Below are 24,083 nucleotides of genomic sequence, written 5' to 3'. Positions count from 1 at the left end.
ATGCATTTTATGCAGAATAAGTTTCTTAGCTTTTCTTTTTAATTTTACCGGTCCACATTCTGAACCCGCCTTTTAAATGAAACAGTTCTTTATACCCTTTTTTCTTTAGTAAAAGAGCTGCTCGACCGCTTACAATTTCGCTTTGTGCATATAAATACACAGGCTTGTCCGGCCTAATTTCTACAAGACGCGTTTTTAGTTGAGTTAGCGGGATATTTCTTGCTCCTAAAATGTGACCATTTTCAAAGTCATTTGGCTCGCGTACATCAATTAGCTGTACTTTACGATATCCTGCAATGAATTCTTCTTGTGTAAGAGGTGTAACAGCTCGTTTTTGGCGAAACCATGTAAATAGGGAATAAGCAACAACAATTACAATGAAGATGAGCAGTGAATATAAAAAATCCAAACGTAAAACTCCTTTCTACCTAAGCAACATACAGACATCTCTTATTATATAGTTGCACCAGTTAATAATCAAAATAAATTTTAACAAAGAACAAAGGCGTTTTGCATACACAAAGATTAAGAAATCAAGAGAAAAAAATATTTTTATTTTTTTAGTAGAACGAACAGGAGTTTCTACTTTCCTTGAGAGACCTAGGTTGAAAATACATAATGAAATTGCAAGTTTGAAATTTATCGAAATATCTCCAAAAATAATTAAAAATCAATCCTATTCTCCTTTTTTCTACACAAATTAAGCCTTTTGACGTTTGACAAAAATAAAAAAATCAGAAGGGGACACAACATGTAGTATAGAAAATAATTAAGTGTATACTATATGTTGATTAAAAAGAATGCGTATGATAGATTTATATTACTGCTTAATGAAACGGCAATGTATGGGCTACATACACATTTCTACAGCAAGAAGAGGTTTAAGAATTTGTATGAATAAGGAGAGGACAATATGTCGGTTGTTTTAAATTCCACTTCAAAGGTTAATGTCGAAAGGTTGAATAAGGATATTTCTTTATTTGCTCCCGTTCACCCGATTACACCTGATATGAAGATGACACATAAAGGGGTTTCACGCCTTGTGATGATTGATCGCTACTCATTTAAGGACACAGAGAAAGTGACATTAACTGAGGGCGATTTCGTTGTGTTAACGATTAAAGAAGATCCTAAATTCCCTGCACGAGGCTTAGGATTTATCGTAAGCATTGACTGGGAGGCGAAAAAGGCCCGAGTGTTAGTGGAAGAAGAATTCCGCGGTGTGTTAGATAAACCAGAGGAAGTGGAAACAGGCATCGTTAACCGACCGTTAGATGTCATTGAGAAACCACTTGAAATTTTCTATGAGCAAATTGCGAAGCGTAACGCTACAGGCTTAGCTTCTGTTGAAGAAACAGAGGAAAAGAGACAAGAGTGGTTTGAGAAATTTTATCGTGAATTGAAAGAGTTAAATTTTGTTCCTGCAGGACGTGTATTATATGGAGCGGGAGCGGATACAGATGTCACATACTTTAACTGTTACGTAATGCCATTTGTACCGGATTCTCGTGAAGGGATTTCTGAGCATCGTAAGCAAGTGATGGAAATCATGAGCCGAGGCGGCGGTGTTGGAACAAATGGTTCTACACTGCGTCCACGAAACACGCTTGCAAAAGGTGTAAACGGGAAATCATCAGGTTCTGTATCATGGTTAGATGACATTGCGAAATTGACGCATCTTGTGGAGCAAGGTGGGTCAAGACGTGGTAGATTAGCATAAGTGTGCCTCGTCTATAAATAAACCTCGTGAATTGCTGGGAACTCTTTATTGGTGATGTTAAAAACGTCCCACATGACTTGCTGGCTACAACGTAACTGGAAACGGTAAGCGTGAAAGCTTAAAAACAGCAAGTGGAAAAAGACAATCAGCAGCCAAGCTCCTTTAATATGGAGAAGGTTCAACGGCCATCGAAAACACGCTGAAATGCGGAAGTTAGTAGAGTAGGAGTCAAGCGACTCCGAAGTGCGAGGGCATCTAGTTTAGATGTAAGATATGGTCTGAACTCTATGGTGACATAGAGCGTTAGCTTAGCGAACTAACATAACAAATTGGCACAGATGATCATGCTTTCGGACTGGCATCCAGATATCATTGAATTCATTATTTCAAAAATGCAAAACCCACGCATTCTTCGTTATTTAGTGGAAAACACAAAGGACGAAACGATTAAAAAATATGCGTTAGATAAATTGAAATTTACACCGCTAACAGAACAAGAAGAAGCGATGTACCAAGGAATTGTGAATTATAAACAAATTCCTGGTTTAGGCGGTTTTAACGAGAAAATCATTAAAGAAGCAGAAACGAAATTGCGCACAGGCGGCAATTACAGCGTTCATAATTCTGAGTTCTTAACAGGGGCTAATATTTCCGTTTGTTTAACGAAGGAATTTATGGCAGCTGTTGAAAACGATGATTTCTACGATCTTCGCTTCCCAGACGTGGAAAGCTATGATGCGGATGAAATGGCTCACTACAACGCAGAATGGCATAATGTCGGCGATGTACGCGAGTGGCAAAAGTCAGGCCATAAAGTACGTGTATATCGTAAAATTCGCGCTAAAGAGCTTTGGAACTTAATTAATATTTGTGCAACATATTCAGCAGAACCAGGGATTTTCTTTATTGATAATGCGAATGAAATGACAAATGCTAAAGCGTATGGACAGCAAGTTGTTGCTACAAATCCGTGTGGGGAACAACCACTAGCACCATTCTCCGTTTGTAACTTAGCAGCGGTTAACCTTGCTGAAATGGCAGATAAAGATACAAAAACAGTGAATTTTGAAAAGCTGAAACGTACTGTTGAAGTCGGCGTTAGAATGCAAGATAACGTCATTAATGCCACACCTTATTTCCTTGATGAAAATAAAAAGCAAGCACTTGGTGAAAGACGTGTTGGCTTAGGTGTTATGGGACTTCATGACTTACTTATTTATTGTGAAACAGAGTATGGTTCTGAAGAAGGTAATGTATTAGTTGATAAAGTGTTTGAAACAATTGCAACGACTGCTTACCGTGCTTCTGTAGAGCTTGCTAAAGAAAAAGGAAGCTTCCCATTCCTTGTTGGTGAAACAGAAGAGGAAACGATGGAATTACGTAAGCGATTCACTCAAACTGGCTTCATGAAGAAGATGCCAGAAGATATTCGCGAAAGCATTGTTGAATCAGGTATTCGTAATTCGCATCTATTGACAGTTGCTCCTACGGGTAGTACAGGAACAATGGTCGGAGTATCAACAGGTCTTGAACCATACTTCTCATTTACTTATTTCCGAAGCGGACGTTTAGGGAAGTTCATTGAAGTAAAAGCAGATATCGTTCAAGAATATTTAGATCGTCATCCAGAAGCGGATGCAAACGAGCTTCCAAAATGGTTTATTTCAGCGATGGAACTAACGCCAGAAGCACATGCGGATGTTCAATGTATTATTCAACGCTGGATTGATAGCTCAATTAGTAAAACGGTGAATGCGCCAAAAGGTTATACAGTGGATCAAGTAGAAAAAGTATATGAGCGCTTATACAAAGGCGGCGCAAAAGGCGGTACAGTGTATGTAGATGGTAGCCGTGATAGCCAAGTATTGACGCTGAAAGCTGAGGAAAATCAGCTGGATGAAGAAGTCCAAACAGAGGAAAAACCTGCAGATAAGAAAAAAGTTGTATTAGTTGATACGATTAACGAACTTCGCTCAACGAATGTAACGATTGGTTCTGAAGTGGGCAATACTTGTCCTGTTTGTCGAAAAGGAGAAGTAAAAGATATTGGCGGCTGCAATACATGTACAAACTGTGGCGCACAATTAAAGTGTGGACTATAAGAATATGATTCGTAAAAAAGTTGTGGATTTAAAATAAAGTCGTACCGTTTTACCCCTTTGGATATTTTTATCTAAAGGGGTGTTTTTATAGTGAAAAGAAAAAGAACATCTGAATTGAAAGATCGATTGAGGAACTGTTGAGTGACAATAAGTTGTTCCGTTAAAGGGCCAGATTGTGGAATAAAGCAGTTGATTAGTTTTACCAAAAATTAGAATACACTGTGAACAATTATACTTAAACCTAACAAGGCATAATAGTCTAATTCAAGGAAATAAATTAAATTTTAAATGATAAATATAGTGAAATTCATTTATTACTAAAACTTATATAATAGATAATAAATTCCATATAGAGGGTGGATTTATATGCCTAAAATTGACAATATACTAGCAATTCTATGGATGCTTAGTTCAGGTGAAAAAATTACTGCGAAACAAATTTCAGAAAAGTTAGAGATGAATATAAGGACTGTGTATCGTTATATTGATACACTTTCAACAAGTGGTGTACCTATAATTTCAGACACAGGACATAACGGTGGATACACTTTATTGAACAATTTTATTGAAGCTCCTCTTTTTTTTGATTTTGAGGAACAAACTTCACTATTTCACGCTGCTGTTTTTGCAGAAGAAGCCGGATATTATGGAGGTGAAGCACTAAATAGGGCTATTTCAAAACTAAGCAAATATTCAAATAAAGAGCAGGAAACAAAGATAAACCAACATTTAACTAGTCTTGAAGTAATAAGTCGATTAAGTTCCCGCTCTATGGAACCTTTTTTGAAGGAGTTGGAGCAGGTCGTAGTTGACGGATACTCAGTAAAAATTCTTTACCATAAAAGTGGCGAAAAGCAATTAAAGTATAGATTGGTCGATCCGTACAGAATTATCTATTGGAATAATAAGTGGTATGTGATTGGATTTTGTCATCTTAGGAATGATATCCGTAGTTTTAGAGTAGATCGAATTGAAAGTCTAATGCTAACTGAAAATAAGTTTAACCGGCCAGAAAATTTTTCAGCACGTGACTTTTTTATGAAAAACCTCCTTCCAACTATAGAAGATAAGGAAGAGATTACTTCTTTAGTTATTAATGGGGATACAAGGACGTTGGAAGATATTTGCCAACATTGGTTTTTAGGACATTATTTACAAGAACGGACTTTACATCAAGCAGTATTTCTTCTTGAAAAAGATATGCTACATACATATGTACCTAATTTACTTTTACAGTATGGTAAATCTATTCAAGTTATTGAGCCAATAAGTCTAAAGAAAAGACTTGTTGAAGTTCTGTTTGAATTAATAAAATTTCATCAAGTATGAAAACTTCCCTGACTGTAGCTGTCAGGGAAGTTTTATTATAATAGGCTATATCAATTGTGATAGGAGTGTTATTGGATGCAAACAAAAAAAGTTTATCTATATGTATTTAATACAATGTCAGACTGGGAATATGGATATTTAATTGCAGAACTAAACACAGGAAGATATTTCAAAAAAGAATTAGCACCTTTAAAAGTAGTTACAGTAGGAGTTAATAAAGAAATGATTAATACGATGGGGGGACTGACCATAAAACCAGATATTTCTCTTGATGAGTGTACTCTTGAGAGTAAAGATCTTTTGGTTTTACCCGGAGGGACTACTTGGAGAGAAGATATTCATCAACCTGTCTTGAAAAAAATTGGCGAAGCTTTACAGCTTGGCACTATTGTTGCTGCAATTTGTGGTGCAACCGAGGGCCTCGCGAATATTGGATACCTAGATTCTAGAAAGCATACAAGCAATAATTTAGAGTATATTAAAATGGTCTGTCCTAATTATAAAGGAGAAAAATTTCATGAGATGGGACCTGCAGTATCTGATGCGAATTTGGTTACTGCATCAGGAGTAGCTCCTCTGGAATTTGCGATGGAAGTACTGAAAAAATTAGATGTATTTTCACCAGATACATTACATTCATGGTATAACCTATATAAGACTCATCAACCTGAATACTTCTTCCAGTTAATGAATTCAATAAATAGATGAGCTAAAAGAATCAACGTCGTTATAAATAGAACTGGTAACTAAATCTCTTTTTAATCTTATTGAACAATGGTGGGCTTTTTTTCTTTGGTAATTATAATGGAACGATCTTCAAGAATCGGGCGCTATTCTGGAACTGATCTGACCCCTGTCAAGTAGACATAAAAAAATAAGCGCAGTTAAGAAGCCTGACTTCTATATTCGATAGGAGTCAGGTTGTTTAGCTTGGTTTGAAACCTTTCGTGGTTATAAAAGTGAATGTAGTCTTTAATAGCCCTTCTAACCTCTTGTGAAGTTTTAAAAGTATGCAGGTTAAAACATTCTGTTTTTAAATGACTAAAGAAATTTTCCATACTAGCGTTATCCCAACAGTTGCCCTTTCTAGACATACTAGCTTTCATTTTATTTCTTGTGAGTAGCTGATTATAGTTATGGGAAGTGTATTGGTATCCTTGATCACTATGGAGAAGGAGTCCCTTTACATTCCTTCCTTTTATGGCTTTTTTAAGAGTATCCAAGACTAGTTTATAATCATTACGTCTACTAATTTGGTACGCAACAACTTCGTTATTATATAGGTCTTTGATGGCAGACAAGTATAGTTTCTGTCCATTGAAAATGAGGTACGTAATATCCGTTACCCACTTTTCATTAGGGCGAGAAGCGTAAAAGGATCTATTTAAATAATTATTCGAGATAAGATAAGGTTCTTTCTTACCGTAATAAATTCGTTTCTTCCTGATAATTGCTTTAATACCTAGCTCACTTAGTAACCGTTGAACTTTTTTGTGATTAATATGAATATCATAGGTCCTCTTTAACCAAATTTGTATTCTTCTATAGCCATAGATGCCCTTATATTTCTGATGACATTCTATTATTTTCTGCTTTAGCTTCTCATCCTCTATCTGCTTTTCCGAAGGTAATGCTTTACGCTTTATCCACTTGTAGTATCCACTTCTTGATACTTTAGCTAGATGACAAAGTAGCTGTATAGAGTGAGCTTGTTTAGATAAATCATTAATGATTGGAAATAGAATACTAGGTTTTAGATTCATTCCTCCTTTCACATCTTTAAAAGCTTTTTTAATAGTTCATTCTCAGCTTCTAATCGCTTTATTTTCTGTTGGGTATTTTCAAAGGTAGATGAAGAGACTCTACTAGACCCACTTTTTCTGCCACGTTTTTCTCTAAGACCAACCATCCCATCTTCACTAAACTGTTTAACCCATCGTTGTATGTTTTTTCGATGAGTGTTTAATTCTCTGGAAACGGCTGCATAATTCTTCTTTTGATGAAATAAATCCACTGCTTTTTTCTTGAATGATATATCATAAGTCTCTGCTTTTTTCTCCATAAAAAATACCCCCTTAATAATAGACAGATTAATGCGCTTTTTAAAACGTGTCTACTATAAGGGGAGCATACCAGAACAAGGGTAAGCGCCTATTTTTCATTATAGGGCCATTTAATGGAGGAAGTATCTCAAGAAAAATTGAATACTTTGGCTAAAGCTAGGATGGTGTTTATGAAAGATTGTACTTAAACTATAGGAGCAGGATACTTTAATAGGTGTTATGGGTTTTTATGGTAAATTATTAAATAAGGGAGGAGATGTTTTGAATAAATATCTAAAAATCACACTTGGTGTTTTGGGTGTCATCTTGTTAGGAATTGGACTACTTGTAGTTACCTTTGTATTAGAAATGAAGCCTGATAAAGATGAAGAAGACAAGATAAAGATTCAAGCGAAGCAATATTTAGAAGATAAATTTAATGATAACTTCGAGATATATGACACTCTGTATGATAATATGGGGAACTTTGGATTTGAATATGCTGCACAGGTTAGGGATAAGAAAAATAATACACAATTTTTAGTTTATTATGATGATGAAACAAAACAAATGGTTGACACATACATTGCTGATAAATGGGCGGATGATTTAGAAACTGAAATACGTCCTTTTATTAAAGGGAATTTTGGAGAAACAACTGATTTCCATGTTTTCTTTAACAATGATAAAATTGGGCAAGAATTGGGTATTGACCCTGTTAATCCTAGAAGTTATAAAGAGTTCGATGTTGCACCTACCATCCGTATTACTGTTCCCCGAAAAAGGCGCGGCGGGGACGAAAAAATTCTCAATGAGTTCATATCTTTTCTAAAAAGCGAAGATAAATTGAAACATGGTTCGGTTATTATAGAATATATCGCTGAAAATGGTGTAATTTTAGATGATGAATGGGGTAAAGAGTTTTAATTAGATATTTTCTTAAATTAACAGGTACGTTAGCACAAGAAGAAATAGTGGTGAAGCATTGGTTCTTTTATGCTAAGTGTAGCTTTGAAATAAAGTCATACCGTTCTAAAGAAAGTTATACTGTTTGCAAAAAAGATGTACCGTCGTATCTTTAAAGGTTACAGCTACAAAAGAATCTGGGATGGAAGGGCTTAAAGACTTATTGATCTAAATCTAAACTTCTTTAGTTATATCATACTTTAACAGTTGTCGTTGGTTATAAAACTTCTCATAAATAATACCCATTAAATAGAAAAATAATAGACCAAAACAAATGTGAATGAGTGTAAATTTAGCTCCAAATGAAGAAAATTCATACACCATAACCGGTAATTTTGCAGTTGTCCAAACTCCTAGAAAAAATACAATGTATCGTATGCTCGCTCCTTTTTTTAATAAAAGTGCCGCGATTGGAAAAGCAACATAGAGGGGACCAGCTGCAATTCCTCCTAATAATAGGGAGAACAAGATGCCATAGATGCCAGATTTTTTCCCCATATATTTAATTAATGTTTCTTTCTTCACCCACTGATCAAGCAACCCTACGAATATTAAGACAGGAGGAAGTAGAAACAGCATATCTAAAATACTTTTTCCTGTTAATTGAAATGCGTTCCATCCCAAAGCTTGGTTTATAAAAGTCAATATAATGAGTCCCAATAGTAAAATGAAAAAGAAACGATATCTTCTTAATTCATTCATACCATCACCACCCAAATAATATACGAGAATATGAGAGACATTAACAGTGCAGATGCATTACGAGAATAAGCAAAACTTCGCCCAAATATCTTTTGTTCCATCGGTAAAGTTGTGATTCCTACTGACATTAATGTAGACATTAATGCCGCAACTTGAGGGAGGCCCGCACCATTTTGGACTAATGTATTTCCAAGAGGAAACACAACAAAGCTTGGAATGAGTGCAACAGAGCCAATTATTGCTGAATAAACAATACCGATGAATCCAGATTTTTCCCCAATGATGGAAGAAATGAAGGAAGGCGTTAATATAGATAGTGATAGTCCAACGAAAAGCATAATTGATAGCATGGAAGGTATAAGATTACGAAACATGTTCCATGACTTTAATAGAGCATCTTTTGTTTTATTCCGATCCTTTACAAAAGAAATACTGATAAGAATAATGGCTAAAGAGTAAAGGAGAGCGCCATTAATCATGATTAGACTCTTTCCAGTCTTTATATTTGTCTAAGAAAAATGATAAGTTTTTCATTTTTTCTTCAATATCTATTTGAAACTCTTCTAATTGTTTTATTCCTACTGTAGTAATTTTGTACATCTTTCTCGGCTTATCTTGATCAGATGTGTCCAAATAAGATTCAACAGCACCTTCTTTTTCTAATTTTTTTAGGGTGCGGTATATGATGGCACTATCAATTGGATTGACGGGAAGCTCTTCTTCACATTTCTGCAGAAATTTCCCTCCATAGCTATCTCCCTCTGTTAAAAACAGCAAAAGAAATGCACCTGTATGTCTCCCTGTATGTTTCATAAAATATCTAACCTCCTGAATTAAATGTAAAAAATATTTTTTGTCATCATAACATTAAAAGTATTACTGTTAGTAATATTATACTGTCGTTAACAGTAATATGTTACTGACAGTATAAATTTAATATAATGTCATGTCAGTTCTAAAAATAAACAACATGTTTTTTTTATCTTTCTGATAACATGAATTCAATTGTAAATACTACCGAAGAATTAACAAGGTCAACAGAAATGAATGCGATGTCATCTATAGATGGTGTCGAGGTGAAAAAATCTCAAGAAAAGCAAGAGTGATTTAAAAGTGAAGTAGTTGAAAATGACAGATAGTCTTTTACAAATAATAAAAAACGATTAAACTTTTTTATGAAAATTGAACACTCGATCATAAAGAAAGAATCCTATTTTGATCAATCTATTTTTCAAAATGGATTCTTTTTATTTATTGTAAAATATGGGTTTTTAGGATATTTTTGATAAAACTTTATTCCGAAGCTACACTAAGATCTTCAACTATCGGGCGCGATTGTTCAATTAGAGCAATCGCTTCTTGTGCTAACGAAGCAGTTTAGTTTAGGTGCAATTCTTCACAAAGTTATTGAAAAGAACCGACCTCCACAGGAGAAATCAGGCAGGTTAGTGAAAGGATACAACTAAAGTTGATTTACAGGCTCTTAATTTAAGAAGCCTATGGATTTTCTTCCACAGGCTTTACCATTGAATATTAAAAAATGCCACCAAACATGTCCATTCGATACTAAAAAAATCAGTCATATTTATATTATTTATTTCGAGAATATTTCTTTTGCATCATCCATTGCCAGTTTATTTCCTAATGCTGAATAGTCAAGCCAAGGCTGATCTGGAATTACGTAAACATGGTTACTCTTAACAGCTTTTAACCCTTTCCAAATAGGTGATTCTTGTAACTGTTTAAAAGCTGTTTGAGCATCATCATCACTATTTACAACAACAAATATAGCATCAGCATCAAAATCTGGAAGAACCTCTTGGGAAATCACTTCGTAAGGCTGATTTGAATCAAGTTCCACAATACCGTTAGCAGGCTTTAAACCTAAATCTTCGAATAAAATCGGGCCCATTGGACGTTTTGTACTGAATACTCGTAATTCTTTAGCGGTCACACGAATGGCCATTACTTTACTATCTTCACCAAGTTCATTTTTAATCAAAGTGCGTACTTCTTTTGTTTCTTTTTCGTAATCTGCAATAAATTGTTCAGCTTGCTGCTTTCGGTCAACAAGTTTACCAATCGACCTTAAATGATCTCTCCAGGTCCCTTCGTCAAGATCAAATACTTCGGTGGATGCAATTTTTTCATACTTTGATACATCTTGTCCAGCAAATTCTTTATCAAGATAGATTACAGAAGGGGTCAATTCGAGCAATGCTTCCATGTCTGGATCTTTAGCAGGTCCAAGCTGTTTCGTATCTTTCAACTGATCCTTTACATGGGGAAGAAAATCTTTTAACTCTCCACCAACCACAGAACCAACGGGCTTAATCCCTAATGCAAGTAAATCATTTGTTACGTGAATAGAGAGGGAAGCAATTCTAGTTTCTTTGTCAGCCGCTTTCTCTTTGTTAGTTGATCTAGCCTCATTTGAAGTGGTTTGTCCGCAAGCGGACAATAAAAGTAACAACATTGTACTGAATAAAAGGGTAAGTTTCTTTTTCATCATTGTTTCTCCTTGTTGTTGAATTTATTTTGTTTTTGCCAATAAATAAAGAAAATAAGGGGCTCCTATTGCTGCAACTATTACACCTGCTGGAATCGCATTGGGTTGAAAGATAGAACGTCCCACCGTATCTGCAAGTACTAAAATGACCATCCCGATGAGTCCTGAGACAGGAAGAAAATTCTGATACATCGGGCCTACAAGACGACGTGCAAGATGGGGTGAGACTAGACCAATAAAACCAATGCCGCCTACCATTGCTACACTCGCACAGGATAAACCAACTGCGGTTGCCAGCATAAGCAAACGTTGCCCTTGAACAGAGATACCAAGTCCAACTGCAACATCATCCCCTAAAGATAGTACATTTAATGTTTTAGATTGAGACCAAGCATATGGTGCCAAGATAAGAATCCAGGGAAAAAGGGCTATCACATGGATCCAGTCTCTCCCCCAAACATTTCCTACAAGCCATCTTGAAGCAAATGTGTAAGTTTCTTCATCAAGGCGAAGGGATAGGAAAAGCGTAACTGCACTAAAACCCGCTGAAACGGCAATTCCTGTGAGAATAAGTCGGATCGGCAGTAAACCCTTGGTACGGTCATAGGTAAGTAAAATAATAATAAATGCCGTTAATAATCCACCTAAAAAAGTAAATAACGGGATAAGAATGGCAGCATGATGATTTAATGAATGAAAATATGTAACAAAAAGAATCAGACCAAAGGAGGCACCTGAATGTAGCCCCAAAATTCCTGGGTCCGCCAAAGGGTTACGGGACAATCCTTGTAAAATCGCACCAGAAATTCCTAAGCCAATCCCGCCCAACATGGTTATCAGGATTCGGGGCATACGATATTCGAACAACACTATAGAGCTTTTATAATCACCGTATCCAAAAAGAGTCTGGATTACTTTAAATGGAGCAATTTGTAAAGATCCTGTATTCAAACTAATTAAAACAATACTAATACTAATCAAAATTAATACTAGAGCAACAGTATAGGTTCTCTTGTTGTTTGCATTGGCTTGGGATTTCATTTATAAATCCCTCCCAGTTTTACGAGCAATATAAAGAAAAAACGGAACTCCTACAAGGGCTACTAAAATACCAATTGCCAATTCACGAGGTGGATTGATTGTTCTCGCTCCTAAATCAGCTATAATCAGTAAGAGTGAACCCAATAACGCAGACATTGGAATGACAAGTCTATAATCTACTCCAACCAACTTTCGAGAAATATGTGGAATGACTAATCCAATAAATCCTATTGATCCAACAGCTGAAACAGAAATGCCTGCCAAAATAACAGCTATAATAATAGATAGTACCTTTATTAGAGTTACGTTTATCCCAAGACCTATAGCTATATCATCCCCCAAGGAAATAAGAGAAACAGAGCGACCCATAGTTATAGCCCAAATAATCGTGATGAGAATAACGGGAACCAACACCTTTAAATGATCCCACTTAATTCCCGCAACACCTCCTGCATACCAAAAAGCTAAATCTTGGTTCAAATCAAAGTAAATGGCTACACCTGCACTAAGTGAATGTAAAAGTGCTGCTATTACTGCACCTGAAATAGTTAATCTCATAGGTGTTAGCCCACCTGGGACAGAAGATCCGATGATATAAATGAATAGAGTACTAAGTACAGCTCCAATAAAAGAAAAAACCATTAATAGTGAATACGGAATACCTGGAAAAAAAGCAAAACAAAGAGTAACTATAAACATTGCTCCAGCATTAATACCAAGAATCCCTGCATCTGCTAATGGATTACGGGTTACTCCCTGCATTAGACACCCCGCAACTGCAAAAGCTGCCCCGACGATTGCAGCACCTATCATCCGTGGAAACCGCAATTCATGAATAATCTGTTGTTCAGTCAACTTAGGATTATAATTAAAAATTGCAGATAATACTGTAGTAAAAGTAACCTCTTTGGCCCCAAATGAAATAGCCAATATCATAGAACCTAATACTCCAAGAATTGCAAAAATGAATAAAAGCAGTAACAGAAATTTGTTTGAACCATCCTTTACGCATTTTTGAAAAGGGTTATGTAACATTTTGAACGCAGCCTTCTAATGTTTTTATTAATAACGAAAATCATTATCGTTTGTATTATATTTTATAATCCTCTTATTTGGCAATCATTTTTTGGATGATTTTATATCCAAATGGAATCGATACTTGATTAAAAAAAAGAGAGACCTGTGATAGCCTTCTCTTCAATACTAGTTAGATTTAATACATTTTTTATGGAATATCTTTTCATCCTGTCAGAACAGGAATAAGATTAATACGCTTTTCTTCGAATTGTGATTAGAAATGTAAAAAGATGTAAATTTAGTGCGGTAAGATTACGTCAGCTTTCGAAGATATTGTGAAGCAATATACTTAAGCTAACGGGTGCGTTGATCCAAGAAGGATTAACGCACTTTTTTGTTGAAGTTCTTATTGTGCTAACGTAAGCAGTTTAGTTGAATAAGAGATGACATTAATTTGTTGTATAAATAAAGGGTTTTTAATAATAAATATCAAAAACACTCTTAGTTAATTTACAATTTAGCATGCCATAATAATCCGAAAGTATCATGGAGGAAGAAATGAAGAAAGTAATAAACATGATTAATCCGAGTTCGAAAGTGGCAGGTGTGTCGTTACTTGAATTGAAAAAAATAGAAAAAGCACTTGGTGCTACCTTTCCAGAGGAATACAAAGAACTCTTTTTAGAAACGAATGGAGCAAGATTTGGTGATTGGACTTTGTTCCCTATTCAAACTAATGAACAATCAGCATTAACAATTGATATTGTAAAACAAAATCGAGAGAATAGACCAAAAAGTGTACCGAGTGAAATGATTTGTATTGGTGAAAGTATCAATGGTGATAAACTTTGCTACCGTATTAGAAAAAGATTTATGCAGGAGCTAATCTTTCTTTGGAATGATAAAACTGGAATAAGCGATTGTAAGGCATCAACTTTAAGCCAATTTATTGATTGGTATGTGCCGAAAGTGAATACTAATAAGCCTAAAACATTTGGTGCATTTACAGTGGAAAGTAGAAAGTTAATTATTACTGACCCATGTTATCAGGTGGATAAAGAAGACCTTCAAATCATACTTTCAAATGTGAAAAATGGGAAGTGGACAGCATCCATCACTTACACCGATGAAGAAGTGGTTGAAAGTTTACTTGTTTTTTATGGGGAAAAGAAACCAAGTGGAAAATGGCATGATTGCGATAAACTGATTGGGGTTGACTCGGCACAAGCTGGAATCTTTGACCTTGAAGTATTCGGTAGAGATGAAGCCATACAATATGAAGTGAAAAATGTCCATGACATAGAGATAGATGAAGTTGGATTAAAATATTATGTTGCATGTTGTGATATTGTTGCTTCAGATGCACAAGGGGGAGTGGTTCCAGGTGGTGCGGTTTCAATGTCTGGTTATGGTGATGGTATGTACGAGGTGAAAGTAAAATATAACATTTCTAAAGAGGTTGTTGGAGTGATGATTGACTTTGGAGATGAGGAATAATACTTAGCACAAACGGATAGTGAAATACATTTGTTCTTATTCAACTCCCATGAAAATTAAAAAAGCTCAAAAACAGAAAATGAGCATAACAAACTGGACCCATTAAAAACACTTTTTAAAAAAGGCTGAGCCTCTGAGTAGTATCATTATAGAGTTGGATTGAAAAGTAAAAACATTATCCTTCTCGTTAGAGTAAAGGCAAGGCTGGTGCAACCAATCAAAAGGATTAATCTCCCATAAGTGCTACCCATACAGGGCGCGACAGTCTGTGAATCGATCTGACTATGCAAGGACAAGTGCCGTATGAAAAGAAGAAAAATCACAAAACTCAGTCTGAATACCTTTGTATTAAGGAAGATGATTTGACATCGGTAATCACAGACACAGTAATATGGCATAGATTCCTTCATTAGACACCCGTTTAAGGGTGTCTTTTGTTATGGACTTTATAATATGAGATGTAAGCTTACAATAAAATTGAATTATTAAAACAAGACTTTTCATAACTATAATCCATAAGTTTTGTACTCCTTATATCTCTTGTCACTGTAACACTCATTATAGGCAGTAGATTATGCATGGGTGTATTAGTTGCATCTAATAGCTACTTAGATTCAGAAGCTCTACAAATTTACGAAAGGCAGCAGAAAGCAATGCGTCTTTTCGCATAATAAAATGTGTAGGAACTTTTGCATACTTTTCTGGCAAAGGCGTTACATGTAGGGATTGCTGATGGTCTTTTAAAACAGATTGAACCATAACAGCTATTCCCATGCCAGCCTTAACACAACCTATAATGGCCTCAATTGTACCAAATTTAAGGGTTCGCTTTGGGTAGATTCCCTCTTCTTTCAGCCAACTTTCCAATACATCCCGATAGTGGCATCCATCACCAAAGACCAGCATATTAAATTTATCCAAATCTTCAAGTGAAGAAAAGTCCTTATGACTAATCATAACCAATTCTTCCTCTTGAAATAAAAGGGAAGTTATTTCTGGGTGATAAACTTCACCTGCTACAAACGCTCCATCCAGTTTTCGGCTTAAGACCTGTCTTATTAACTCTGCACTGTTATGCGTCTCTACTACCAGGTCTACCTGCGGATACAGATTATAATATTGCTTTAGAATGGGAGGCAACCGAACTGCAGCGGTGGAGTTGATGGATCCAATTGTAACCGTACCAACCGGAATAGACTCATTAATTTGTACAAGTTTGGCAGATTGTTCAACCAAATGTAAGATTTGTTGAGCTTGTTCCAATAAAATTTTACCGTTTGAGTTTAAAACAACCCCTCTTCCATTTCGGTGAAATAAAGAAACCCCTAGCTCATGTTCCAGTTGTTTAATCTTTGTTGTCACATTTGATTGTACATAGTTTAGTGACTTAGCTGCTCTTGATACACTCCCCTCTTCTGCCACCCTTTGGAAAACAATTAAATCTTTTATGTCCATATTGTCCTCTCCTGTTATCAAATTTATTGATGGATTATATACATATTATTCATTTTACTTTATATCTGGGTCTTCCTACAATATAGAGAGAACAGGAGGAATGAATAATATGCAATCAGAGATGAGATTAACTAAAAACAATAGTTACAAATGGGTGATTTTAATAATTGCTACAGTTTCACAGACATGCGCTACTTTTGTGACATACGGTATGGGACCTTTGGCAACCTTCTATCAAAAAGAGTACAGCTTATCTCAATTCGAAACAGGTCTAATTGTTTCAGCAGTTAATATAGGTCCGATTTTCTCAATGCTTGTTTTTGGAAATCTTATGGATAGGTATGGTGAACGTTGGATAGTTGGAATGGGCTCTATTTTCCTCGGACTTAGTGTTCTTTCTGCCAATGCTACAAATCAATACTTAATCCTCTTAGTTATTTTGACATTTGTAGGTATATGGTATGGAACTGCACAGCCAGGTGGAAGTAGTGCAATTATAAAGTGGTTTCCTAATAAAAATCGAGGTCTCGCAATGGGAGTGCGTCAAACAGGTATACCTATTGGGGGAGCATTAGCCTCTGCTGCATTGCCTTTCTTCTTTTATAAATATGGACTACCATCTGCAATAATCACACAAGCAGTAGTAGCCATTTTAGGTGGTGTGATATTCTTAATCTTATATAGGGACTACAAAACTAATATAAGTGGGCGAGAGACGTACAGGTTTGTAGATAAAATAAAAAAAATAAAAAATAATGCTAAACTTTATCCTGTTTTTCTTATTGGAATTACAATGATGTCTCTACAAATGATTATAGTGGCACACTTGATGAGTTATCTAACAAATGCTATTAACATAAGTCTTAATTTAGCTGGATTTTTCTTAAGCACGGCATTAATCGGGGGAATGGTTGGTAGAATCGCGTTAGCTTGGATTAGTGATTACTTTTTTAAAGGCAATAGGGTTAATCCATTATTTATAACAATTGTATTAACAGTAATAATGTTGCTAAACCTGGTATACTCTTTGGATTATTTGCCTACATGGGGGATGAGTATCTTATGCTTTGTTATCGGTTTTTTTGCCATTGGATGGTATAGCCTTTTTATCGTTTTAGTCTCTGAAAGAGCTAATCCAAGTTTTATTGGGCTGACAGTAAGTTTTGCCCTGACACTCAATCAATTTTTTATTGTATTAGCTCCATCTTTGTTTGGATTATTGGTAGACTTCTTTCACGGATATCAGGTTCCTTTTATAATCTTATCTGTATTTATCTCTATCGGGGGGATATGGCTGAAGATCACAGATAGTCGTAAGGTTAAGGTGACGAAATCGAGGGATGCATTAAATGGTTAGCAAGGAGAGTGTTGATCTTATGATTTCTATTGATCCAAACACCGAAAGTGAAAAGGGTAATTATAAGCTGCTTATAGGAAGCATTATCCCGCGGTCTGTCGCCTTTGTGACCACCCTTGCAGAGGACGGCACATTGAATGCGGCATACAAAAGAGAATTTGTTATTCATATTTCAGATGAATCTTACATCCATGCCATTAATGAGACAGCCGCGAATCTTCCTCCGGACCAAAGTGAGGTCGAGCTTACTAAGTTGACACCTATTGAGAGCGAAGCCATCTCTGTTCCCGGTATCCAGGAGGCAAGTATCCGCATGGAATGCCTCGTCGATACAATCCTTCCATTTGGGGGCATCGACGCACAGGTATTGAAACCAGTAAGCCGCCTTGCAGGAAACGATTACGCATTACTAGGAGCCCAATTTTCAATAGAACGCCCAGAATGAAGTAGGGGCCACACGATTTAAATAGGAAAAATTGTACAATAAGGGGTGGCTTTCTGAACAATGTATGTCGGTAATAATCCGTGTACAGAAAGTTTAAGGAGATAGATCATGTCTTATTCGTTACTGAACAAACGGGCCAGATTGTTGAACAACACTTAAAAAGGTAATTGGTATACAGAGAAGATTGTGAAGAAATGTACTTAAGCTAACGGTGCAGTTTAGTGGAAGAAGAATGTAGTATGTTATGATTAGCTAAAACAATGATTTAAACAATAGGCGGTGTATATGATTGGGATTGTTTTTTGAAAAAAGGAAACTAACTAAAAAGGATGTTATACTTTTCATTCTAATATTTATAAACTTTATAATAAGTATCGTTGAGTATTTTACAGATTTAGATTTATATTGGTTATTTACAGTTGTGACAATAGGAATATTTGTACTTGGTGTTTCTATTTATAGAGAACAGAAAAAGGATAAAAAATAAAAATCTTATTCAGCTTACGTGTACAAGAGTTTTAAAAAAAGAGTTTAAAAACAGAGCTGTCATTGTGCCAATCAAATGTAGGGAGATAATTTATGTTGGATTTAGATAAAACAAGAGAAAAAATCCTTGCTTTAGACGAGTCAGGTGCTAAAACCCTTTTAATGATTACTGCCTCTTATGTAGAAATGGTACATGGTGGAAACGGAGGCTTTACAAATGATAAATGTGTAGATGCGCTAATAAAGATGTTCAATAGCATCCCTGAACCAGATGTACTAAAAGAGATGTATAAGAAATAGCAACAGGAAAATTAAACAAAAGTTCTTATTCAGCTACGGGTCCTTTAATTTAATAAAAAGAGGTGAAATTGATGGAAAATCATTTTGTAGAAACAGACCTTCAAAAGGCACATAAATATTCTAGTAAAAATCGGTTAGATTTAGAAAATGATAATTTATGTGGTTGCTTTCATTGTTTAACAATATTTAATCCCAATGAAATTGAAGAATGGTTGGATGATGATGACACAGCAGAATGCCCTTATTGTGGCATTGATTCTGTTATAGGTGAGAGTTCGGGATTTCCAATCACAAAAATGTTTTTAAAAGAAATGCATAAGATATGGTTTTAGTGTAAAAGCTGTTATTTCACTAACGGGGGCAATAATTTAAGATCAAGGTTGTCATTTCGGCAGCCTTTTTCTTATTGTGTTAACGGGGCGGGTTAATTGAACAACCGCCCTTTAAGCATCGTAATAATAAAATGTATGGAACAATACGGAAGCTAGTGCTGCAATTTCTTCCGTTGTTGAAACAATATTAATGGTATCAACCATTGATATCTTAGTGGAAAGAGGCATAGAAACACTTGCAATTCGTTTATTGTTACATTTTAAGTGACCTGTACCTGTATAATCTTTTTCAAAATAATAGTCTTGATTGGCAATTTTAAACGAATACGCTTTTTCAATCAATTGAACCTTATGTCGTGTAATCGGTATTGTCTGCGAGGATAAATGTTCAGTTATTTTATATCGAATGCCAGGAAACGCACAATCTATGCTATAAAGGGGTTTCCCGTAAGCATTGGTTATTTTATAAGAATAAGGTAAACCAAAACGAATTGTCGCATTGACGATACTGGCAAGGAATTTATGTCGTTCTTTTTGCATCAAAAAAATGGTTTTACCCTGTTCGTCTATTATTGGTAATTTAGTTGAAATAAGCACGGATTCAGGTACTTGATAAGTAAGGTGTTGCACCTTATTCCTCCTTTACCAGTGATTGTTTAAGGGTTTTCGTTAATTCTAATACTAATCCTGAGCCACATACAAATATAATTTCTTATTCAACTAACAGGTGCGATCGTATTATGAGGTTAACCAGTTTTTACTGGTTGACCTTTTTTATATAGGACCTATTATATCGGTAGCCAGGGTAGGACGTACGGGTGCGTGGGACCATGATTCCGTCAACTAAACTGTCCGCCCCCTACTTGTAGAAACATGTTTGAGGCTGGTTGGGACTGTGATCCCGTATAACAAGCGAAGCTATGATACTGCATGGAGGAATAGGGATTACTGGCAAAACAAATGGAGAGGAAGAGATAAAGAATGAATCCAGTAATCGGCCTGGATGTTTCAAAAGGGGAAAGTCAGATTCAAGCATTTTTAGATAAGGGAAAGCCGTACGGAAAAAGTTTTAGCGTACCCCACACGACTGAGGGACTAAATACTTTACTTCATTTTTTGAAAGTGGTGGAAAATGAGGCTGATATGAAACCAAGTGTCATATTAGAATCGACGGGACATTATCACACTCCTGTCATTCAGTTTTTAGAGGAACAAAATTACTTATACATTATGGTCAATCCTTTACTGTCTTATCAGGCAAAAAAGTCAAGTTTGCGAAAGGTAAAAACAGATGAAATAGATGCTTTTCGTTTGTGTGAACTGTATTACAAGGAAGAGCTTGAGCCTTATAAGAAAAGGGGAATCCAGCTTTTAAACCTCCGTAATCTCACAAGACAACATGAAACCCTAACGGGTTTGTATGTTCAAGCTAAGTTACAGTTTCATTCGATTTTAGATCAAGTGTTTCCTGAATATAAAGGGGTATTTGGAGATTTGTATTCAAAAGTTTCTCTAAACACACTTCTGGAATTTAGTACGTCAGAATCTGTGATACAGGCTGGAGAATCTAAGGTGACAGATAAGATTGCGAGTTTATGTATGAGTCGTTCGGAACGCTGGGCACAAGAAAGGGCAAAAAAACTTTATGAAGCAGCTCAGCGTAACCCGTTTAAGAGCACATTTTATCAAAGTCATTTGATCAGTCTTGAAATGTATATTCAACTGCTTCTCCAATACCAAGAGCACCTAGCAAAGTTAGATGATCAAATAGATGCCTTGGCAGGAGAAATAGAAGAATATAAGATTATCCAGTCGATCCCCGGTATTGGAGAAAAAATCGCGGCAACGATTATTTCCGAAATTGGAGAGATCGAACGGTTTAATCACCCTAAAAAGCTGGTTGCTTTCTCTGGGATTGATCCAAGTGTACATTCGTCGGGGAAATTTACAGCGACAATCAATCGGATCACCAAGAGAGGTTCAAGCAGATTGCGTCATGCCTTATATATGGCTGTTCTCTGTGGGATTAGATCCTCTCGCAATAAAAAGCTAAAAGAGTTCTATGACCGCAAGCGAGAAGAAGGAAAACCTTTTAAAGTCGCAATGATTGCATGTGTAAATAAGCTTATTCATTGGATTTATGCCTTACTAAAACGCAGGGAAGATTTCCTGGATTTGGTTTAAGAAATACAATCGGGTAACGCATGAAAAACCTTCCAATGTAAATGAGGAAGGTTATTTGGCATGAACATTTTTAGTATATCACTTTGTTTATAGAATTTTTATTGAAAAATGTTGACATCCTATTAGCTGGTTTAGTTGATTAAGGAACACAATAAATGATCGATCATTTTTATAAAAGAATAATCCATTAAATAGTATAAGGGCATGTGTGTTGATTCATCTTTTTTCAAAACATGCCCTTTCTATTTATTCATTTATCAAGGTTATTTGTATTAATTTGATCAAATTTTGTGGTGATCCTATGATCCATTCTTTTTTTTATTTTTGCTCTGTATAAATTAATCGCTCCTAAAGCTACAGATATTCCGGCCCAATATAGGGCTTGTTGATAACTGTTCAATAGATTAACGACTAATCCGAATAAAGAGGGTGCTATGACAATGAATAATTGATTTAATGTCAATGCTGAACTCACCGTTAAACCTATAAAACGTGAATCCGATTGTTCTGTGATACAAGCAATAAAAATGGAATACCAACCAATGGCTACAAAACCCAAAAGAAAACAAAATAATAGCATCAATATTTCCATTTCAACAGTCATGATGAGTGGCAGCATCACTGTAAGAATTACGGTAACAGCCATCACAATAAGCAATAATCTTTCCCTTATACCTTCAAAGAATTGATCACTCGCCCATGCGATGACTACCCGTCCAACCATACCACCTATTAAAACGACGCTTAAATATTTTCCTGCCTCTGTTAATGAATAGCTCCCTTCGTTATGCAAATAACTCATAAAATGCGCAATGATAATCATCTGTAATGACATCATCACAACACCCACCATATACATCGGATATAACTCCTTATTATTTTTGATGACATTCATTTTCTCCTTGAACCCGACCGAGGTTGATCTCGTTCCACTCGTTCTTTCTGGTTCGTTATATAATAATAAGAAGATCAGCCCTCCCATTATTGCTACGATCCCTTGTACTACATGTACTGATGACAAATTGAAATGATAATATGTATAGGATAAAACTGCAGAGGCTAGAGATCCTCCAATCGGTATTCCCGTCTGTCTTATCCCTAGAGCCAGACCTCTATGTTCGTTTGGAAACCATTTTACGATGGCCGTGCTTCCACCGGTTTGAGCACTTCCGTACCATATACCGACCAACAATAATAAAAGCAGCAATACAATATAATCATTAACAAAAACTAGCGTTAAAGCTGAGAGGCCCAATAAAATGTTCCCCCACCCGATAATGTGTTTTTCCCCTTTTTTATCCATCAAGTAACCGAACGCCAGCATTGAAAACATCGGACCAATATTGACCGCTGAAACAATGAAGCCTGTTTGAAGTGGTGTTAAATTCCATTCAATTTGATAAAATGCAGCGATGGGTCCCATGCCATATGTCACAAAGGTTGCTGCAGTTTGGGATAACGTTGCCACCAATACGATTAACCATTTATAATATGTATGCATTAAGAAATTCTCCCCCTATGCTTGATGTATCATTCAATAATAATTCGTTGGGATAAATTCTTACTTTTAGCTTCTAGCATTATCTAGTCCCCCTTACTTATTAAGCTAACTAGAGTTTACTCTGACTGCCCAGAAGCGTAAAATGGAGGAAAATGATAGGGTTCATAAATTTTTTTTATAGGGTGTGCCAACTATATGAACATCAAAGAAATAGCATTGAAAATTGAAATATTAAACCGTCAAAATTTAAGTAAGTCTGCAGAAATCACGAACTATACTCAATCCGCCCTTACGGCTAAAGTGAAAAAAATAGAGTCGGAAATTGGAAAACTTGTTTTTAAACGCACGCCCCAAGGATTGAAAATCACTAGCGTAGGAATACAATATAAAAACTATCTTCAACTTATTTCACAAGAGTACGAAGAATTTTTACAAAACATTGGTGCCATTCAAACTAACTCTAAAGTGGATTTTGGCACATCACATACAACCTTGAAAATCTATGGTGCCTATATCGCGAATACTTTGAATATGAACGACATTCAAATGGATGTGGATTTCGCCGTAGATTCCAGTAATGCCATAAACCAAAAAGTGCACAATTCCGAATTAGATTGTGCACTCATTAGTGAACCTATTAAGAAATATCCCGACTTAACTTATGACATCGTTGCAACTGAAACATTCGAGGTCATTTCAAGTAAGGACCATATCATCAATTTTGATTGGGAAACACCTATTACATTGCTCGTATTGAGTATAGGTTGTATGTATACAAGAGCTGTGACCGAATGGCTTATGAATAATCAAATACCATATAAATTAAAGGAAATAAAATCAATCAGTAGTATCCAAGATTTTTTGCAAATCAGCAATACCATTGCAGTATTGAATACTAAGCTTATAGATTTATATAACTATACAAACATTCACTATTACAAATTAAGCTTTAACAATGTCATTAATACCGTTTTTGTTTATAAGATGAACGACGGCGAACAGAACAATATCGTACAATTAAAAAATGTTCTGAAGACGATTGGTTAATTATAAAAAGGGTTTTATCTTTAGAGTTGCTTTGGTGGCTCTTTTTTTATG

At 35.6% G+C, this 24,083-nt stretch carries 22 protein-coding genes and 2 pseudogenes; 12 read left to right on the top strand and 12 right to left on the bottom strand.

Annotated elements, in window-relative coordinates; genetic code table 11:
- Positions 1 to 25 precede the first annotated feature (25 nt).
- Positions 26 to 409: a rhodanese-like domain-containing protein gene (locus tag BAOM_RS17305; protein WP_127761353.1), complete on the bottom strand. Its 384-nt coding sequence runs from the start codon at positions 407 to 409 to the stop codon at positions 26 to 28.
- Positions 410 to 913: 504 nt separating this feature from the next.
- Here BAOM_RS17305 and BAOM_RS17300 point away from each other — a divergent pair.
- The 4 genes and pseudogenes from BAOM_RS17300 to BAOM_RS17285 form a co-directional block, all read left to right on the top strand.
- Positions 914 to 1,708, top strand: a pseudogene (locus BAOM_RS17300) (ribonucleotide reductase N-terminal alpha domain-containing protein); the annotation flags it as partial.
- A 344-nt stretch (positions 1,709 to 2,052) separates the two neighbouring features.
- Positions 2,053 to 3,822: pseudogene (locus BAOM_RS17295) on the top strand (vitamin B12-dependent ribonucleotide reductase); the annotation flags it as partial.
- Positions 3,823 to 4,188: 366 nt separating this feature from the next.
- Positions 4,189 to 5,151 carry a helix-turn-helix transcriptional regulator gene (locus BAOM_RS17290; RefSeq protein ID WP_127761352.1) on the top strand — a complete coding sequence of 321 codons (963 nt, stop codon included), beginning with the start codon at positions 4,189 to 4,191 and terminating at the stop codon, positions 5,149 to 5,151.
- Between the two features lie 75 nt (positions 5,152 to 5,226).
- On the top strand, positions 5,227 to 5,859 hold the full coding sequence (locus tag BAOM_RS17285) for a type 1 glutamine amidotransferase family protein (RefSeq protein ID WP_127761351.1): 633 nt from the start codon (positions 5,227 to 5,229) through the stop codon (positions 5,857 to 5,859).
- A 176-nt stretch (positions 5,860 to 6,035) separates the two neighbouring features.
- Here BAOM_RS17285 and BAOM_RS17280 read toward each other — a convergent pair whose 3' ends face one another.
- Together BAOM_RS17280 and BAOM_RS17275 are read right to left on the bottom strand one after the other, a co-directional pair.
- Positions 6,036 to 6,914, bottom strand: a complete 879-nt coding sequence (locus tag BAOM_RS17280) for an IS3 family transposase (protein ID WP_127759246.1) — start codon at positions 6,912 to 6,914, stop codon at positions 6,036 to 6,038.
- Between the two features lie 8 nt (positions 6,915 to 6,922).
- Complete coding sequence (locus BAOM_RS17275) at positions 6,923 to 7,213, bottom strand: helix-turn-helix domain-containing protein (protein WP_127759245.1); 291 nt, start codon at positions 7,211 to 7,213, stop codon at positions 6,923 to 6,925.
- 262 nt (positions 7,214 to 7,475) lie between these two features.
- Here BAOM_RS17275 and BAOM_RS17270 point away from each other — a divergent pair, with 262 nt between their 5' ends.
- Positions 7,476 to 8,120, top strand: a complete 645-nt coding sequence (locus tag BAOM_RS17270) for a hypothetical protein (protein WP_127761350.1) — start codon at positions 7,476 to 7,478, stop codon at positions 8,118 to 8,120.
- A gap of 213 nt (positions 8,121 to 8,333) precedes the next feature.
- Here the strand turns inward: BAOM_RS17270 and BAOM_RS17265 are convergent, their stop codons facing one another.
- The 6 genes from BAOM_RS17265 to BAOM_RS17240 all read right to left on the bottom strand — a co-directional run bounded on the left by BAOM_RS17265 (position 8,334) and on the right by BAOM_RS17240 (position 13,446).
- Complete coding sequence (locus tag BAOM_RS17265; RefSeq protein WP_127761349.1) at positions 8,334 to 8,861, bottom strand: permease; 528 nt, start codon at positions 8,859 to 8,861, stop codon at positions 8,334 to 8,336.
- Entirely contained in the window at positions 8,858 to 9,340 is a 483-nt protein-coding gene (locus BAOM_RS17260; RefSeq protein ID WP_127761348.1) for a hypothetical protein, read from the bottom strand. The genes BAOM_RS17265 and BAOM_RS17260 overlap by 4 nt, the downstream gene beginning before the upstream one ends.
- Positions 9,333 to 9,674: a PadR family transcriptional regulator gene (locus BAOM_RS17255; RefSeq protein WP_127761347.1), complete on the bottom strand. Its 342-nt coding sequence runs from the start codon at positions 9,672 to 9,674 to the stop codon at positions 9,333 to 9,335. Before BAOM_RS17255 ends, BAOM_RS17260 begins: the two co-directional genes overlap by 8 nt.
- 781 nt (positions 9,675 to 10,455) lie before the next feature.
- Complete coding sequence (locus BAOM_RS17250; protein WP_127762616.1) at positions 10,456 to 11,370, bottom strand: ABC transporter substrate-binding protein; 915 nt, start codon at positions 11,368 to 11,370, stop codon at positions 10,456 to 10,458.
- A gap of 24 nt (positions 11,371 to 11,394) precedes the next feature.
- Complete coding sequence (locus tag BAOM_RS17245; RefSeq protein WP_127761346.1) at positions 11,395 to 12,411, bottom strand: FecCD family ABC transporter permease; 1,017 nt, start codon at positions 12,409 to 12,411, stop codon at positions 11,395 to 11,397.
- Positions 12,412 to 13,446 carry a FecCD family ABC transporter permease gene (locus BAOM_RS17240; protein WP_127761345.1) on the bottom strand — a complete coding sequence of 345 codons (1,035 nt, stop codon included), beginning with the start codon at positions 13,444 to 13,446 and terminating at the stop codon, positions 12,412 to 12,414.
- Between the two features lie 540 nt (positions 13,447 to 13,986).
- Between BAOM_RS17240 and BAOM_RS17235 the strand changes: the two genes are divergently transcribed.
- The gene (locus tag BAOM_RS17235; RefSeq protein ID WP_127761344.1) at positions 13,987 to 14,925 is read left to right on the top strand and encodes an SMI1/KNR4 family protein; all 939 of its coding nucleotides are present in this window, start codon (positions 13,987 to 13,989) and stop codon (positions 14,923 to 14,925) included.
- Between the two features lie 597 nt (positions 14,926 to 15,522).
- Here BAOM_RS17235 and BAOM_RS17230 read toward each other — a convergent pair.
- The gene (locus BAOM_RS17230) at positions 15,523 to 16,380 is read right to left on the bottom strand and encodes a LysR family transcriptional regulator (RefSeq protein WP_127761343.1); all 858 of its coding nucleotides are present in this window, start codon (positions 16,378 to 16,380) and stop codon (positions 15,523 to 15,525) included.
- 109 nt (positions 16,381 to 16,489) lie between these two features.
- Between BAOM_RS17230 and BAOM_RS17225 the strand changes: the two genes are divergently transcribed.
- The 4 genes from BAOM_RS17225 to BAOM_RS17210 all read left to right on the top strand — a co-directional run bounded on the left by BAOM_RS17225 (position 16,490) and on the right by BAOM_RS17210 (position 19,300).
- On the top strand, positions 16,490 to 17,737 hold the full coding sequence (locus BAOM_RS17225) for an MFS transporter (protein ID WP_127761342.1): 1,248 nt from the start codon (positions 16,490 to 16,492) through the stop codon (positions 17,735 to 17,737).
- A gap of 19 nt (positions 17,738 to 17,756) precedes the next feature.
- Positions 17,757 to 18,182 carry a flavin reductase family protein gene (locus BAOM_RS17220; RefSeq protein ID WP_127761341.1) on the top strand — a complete coding sequence of 142 codons (426 nt, stop codon included), beginning with the start codon at positions 17,757 to 17,759 and terminating at the stop codon, positions 18,180 to 18,182.
- A gap of 579 nt (positions 18,183 to 18,761) precedes the next feature.
- Positions 18,762 to 18,968, top strand: a complete 207-nt coding sequence (locus tag BAOM_RS17215) for a hypothetical protein (RefSeq protein ID WP_127761340.1) — start codon at positions 18,762 to 18,764, stop codon at positions 18,966 to 18,968.
- A gap of 71 nt (positions 18,969 to 19,039) precedes the next feature.
- Positions 19,040 to 19,300 carry a cytoplasmic protein gene (locus BAOM_RS17210; protein ID WP_127761339.1) on the top strand — a complete coding sequence of 87 codons (261 nt, stop codon included), beginning with the start codon at positions 19,040 to 19,042 and terminating at the stop codon, positions 19,298 to 19,300.
- A 111-nt stretch (positions 19,301 to 19,411) separates the two neighbouring features.
- Here the strand turns inward: BAOM_RS17210 and BAOM_RS17205 are convergent, their stop codons facing one another.
- Positions 19,412 to 19,930, bottom strand: a complete 519-nt coding sequence (locus tag BAOM_RS17205) for a tubby C-terminal domain-like protein (RefSeq protein ID WP_127761338.1) — start codon at positions 19,928 to 19,930, stop codon at positions 19,412 to 19,414.
- A 351-nt stretch (positions 19,931 to 20,281) separates the two neighbouring features.
- Here BAOM_RS17205 and BAOM_RS17200 point away from each other — a divergent pair, with 351 nt between their 5' ends.
- Complete coding sequence (locus BAOM_RS17200) at positions 20,282 to 21,484, top strand: IS110 family RNA-guided transposase (protein ID WP_127760411.1); 1,203 nt, start codon at positions 20,282 to 20,284, stop codon at positions 21,482 to 21,484.
- Between the two features lie 250 nt (positions 21,485 to 21,734).
- On the opposite strand, the gene BAOM_RS17195 is transcribed toward BAOM_RS17200, so the two are convergent.
- Entirely contained in the window at positions 21,735 to 22,985 is a 1,251-nt protein-coding gene (locus BAOM_RS17195; protein ID WP_127761337.1) for an MFS transporter, read from the bottom strand.
- 195 nt (positions 22,986 to 23,180) lie between these two features.
- Here BAOM_RS17195 and BAOM_RS17190 point away from each other — a divergent pair, with 195 nt between their 5' ends.
- Complete coding sequence (locus BAOM_RS17190; RefSeq protein ID WP_127761336.1) at positions 23,181 to 24,032, top strand: LysR family transcriptional regulator; 852 nt, start codon at positions 23,181 to 23,183, stop codon at positions 24,030 to 24,032.
- Positions 24,033 to 24,083 lie beyond the last annotated feature (51 nt).

Source organism: Peribacillus asahii, assembly GCF_004006295.1.
GTDB lineage: Bacteria > Bacillota > Bacilli > Bacillales > DSM-1321 > Peribacillus > Peribacillus asahii_A.
Note: the sequence above shows the minus strand (reverse complement) of the source record. Positions and strands in the feature narration are given on the sequence as shown.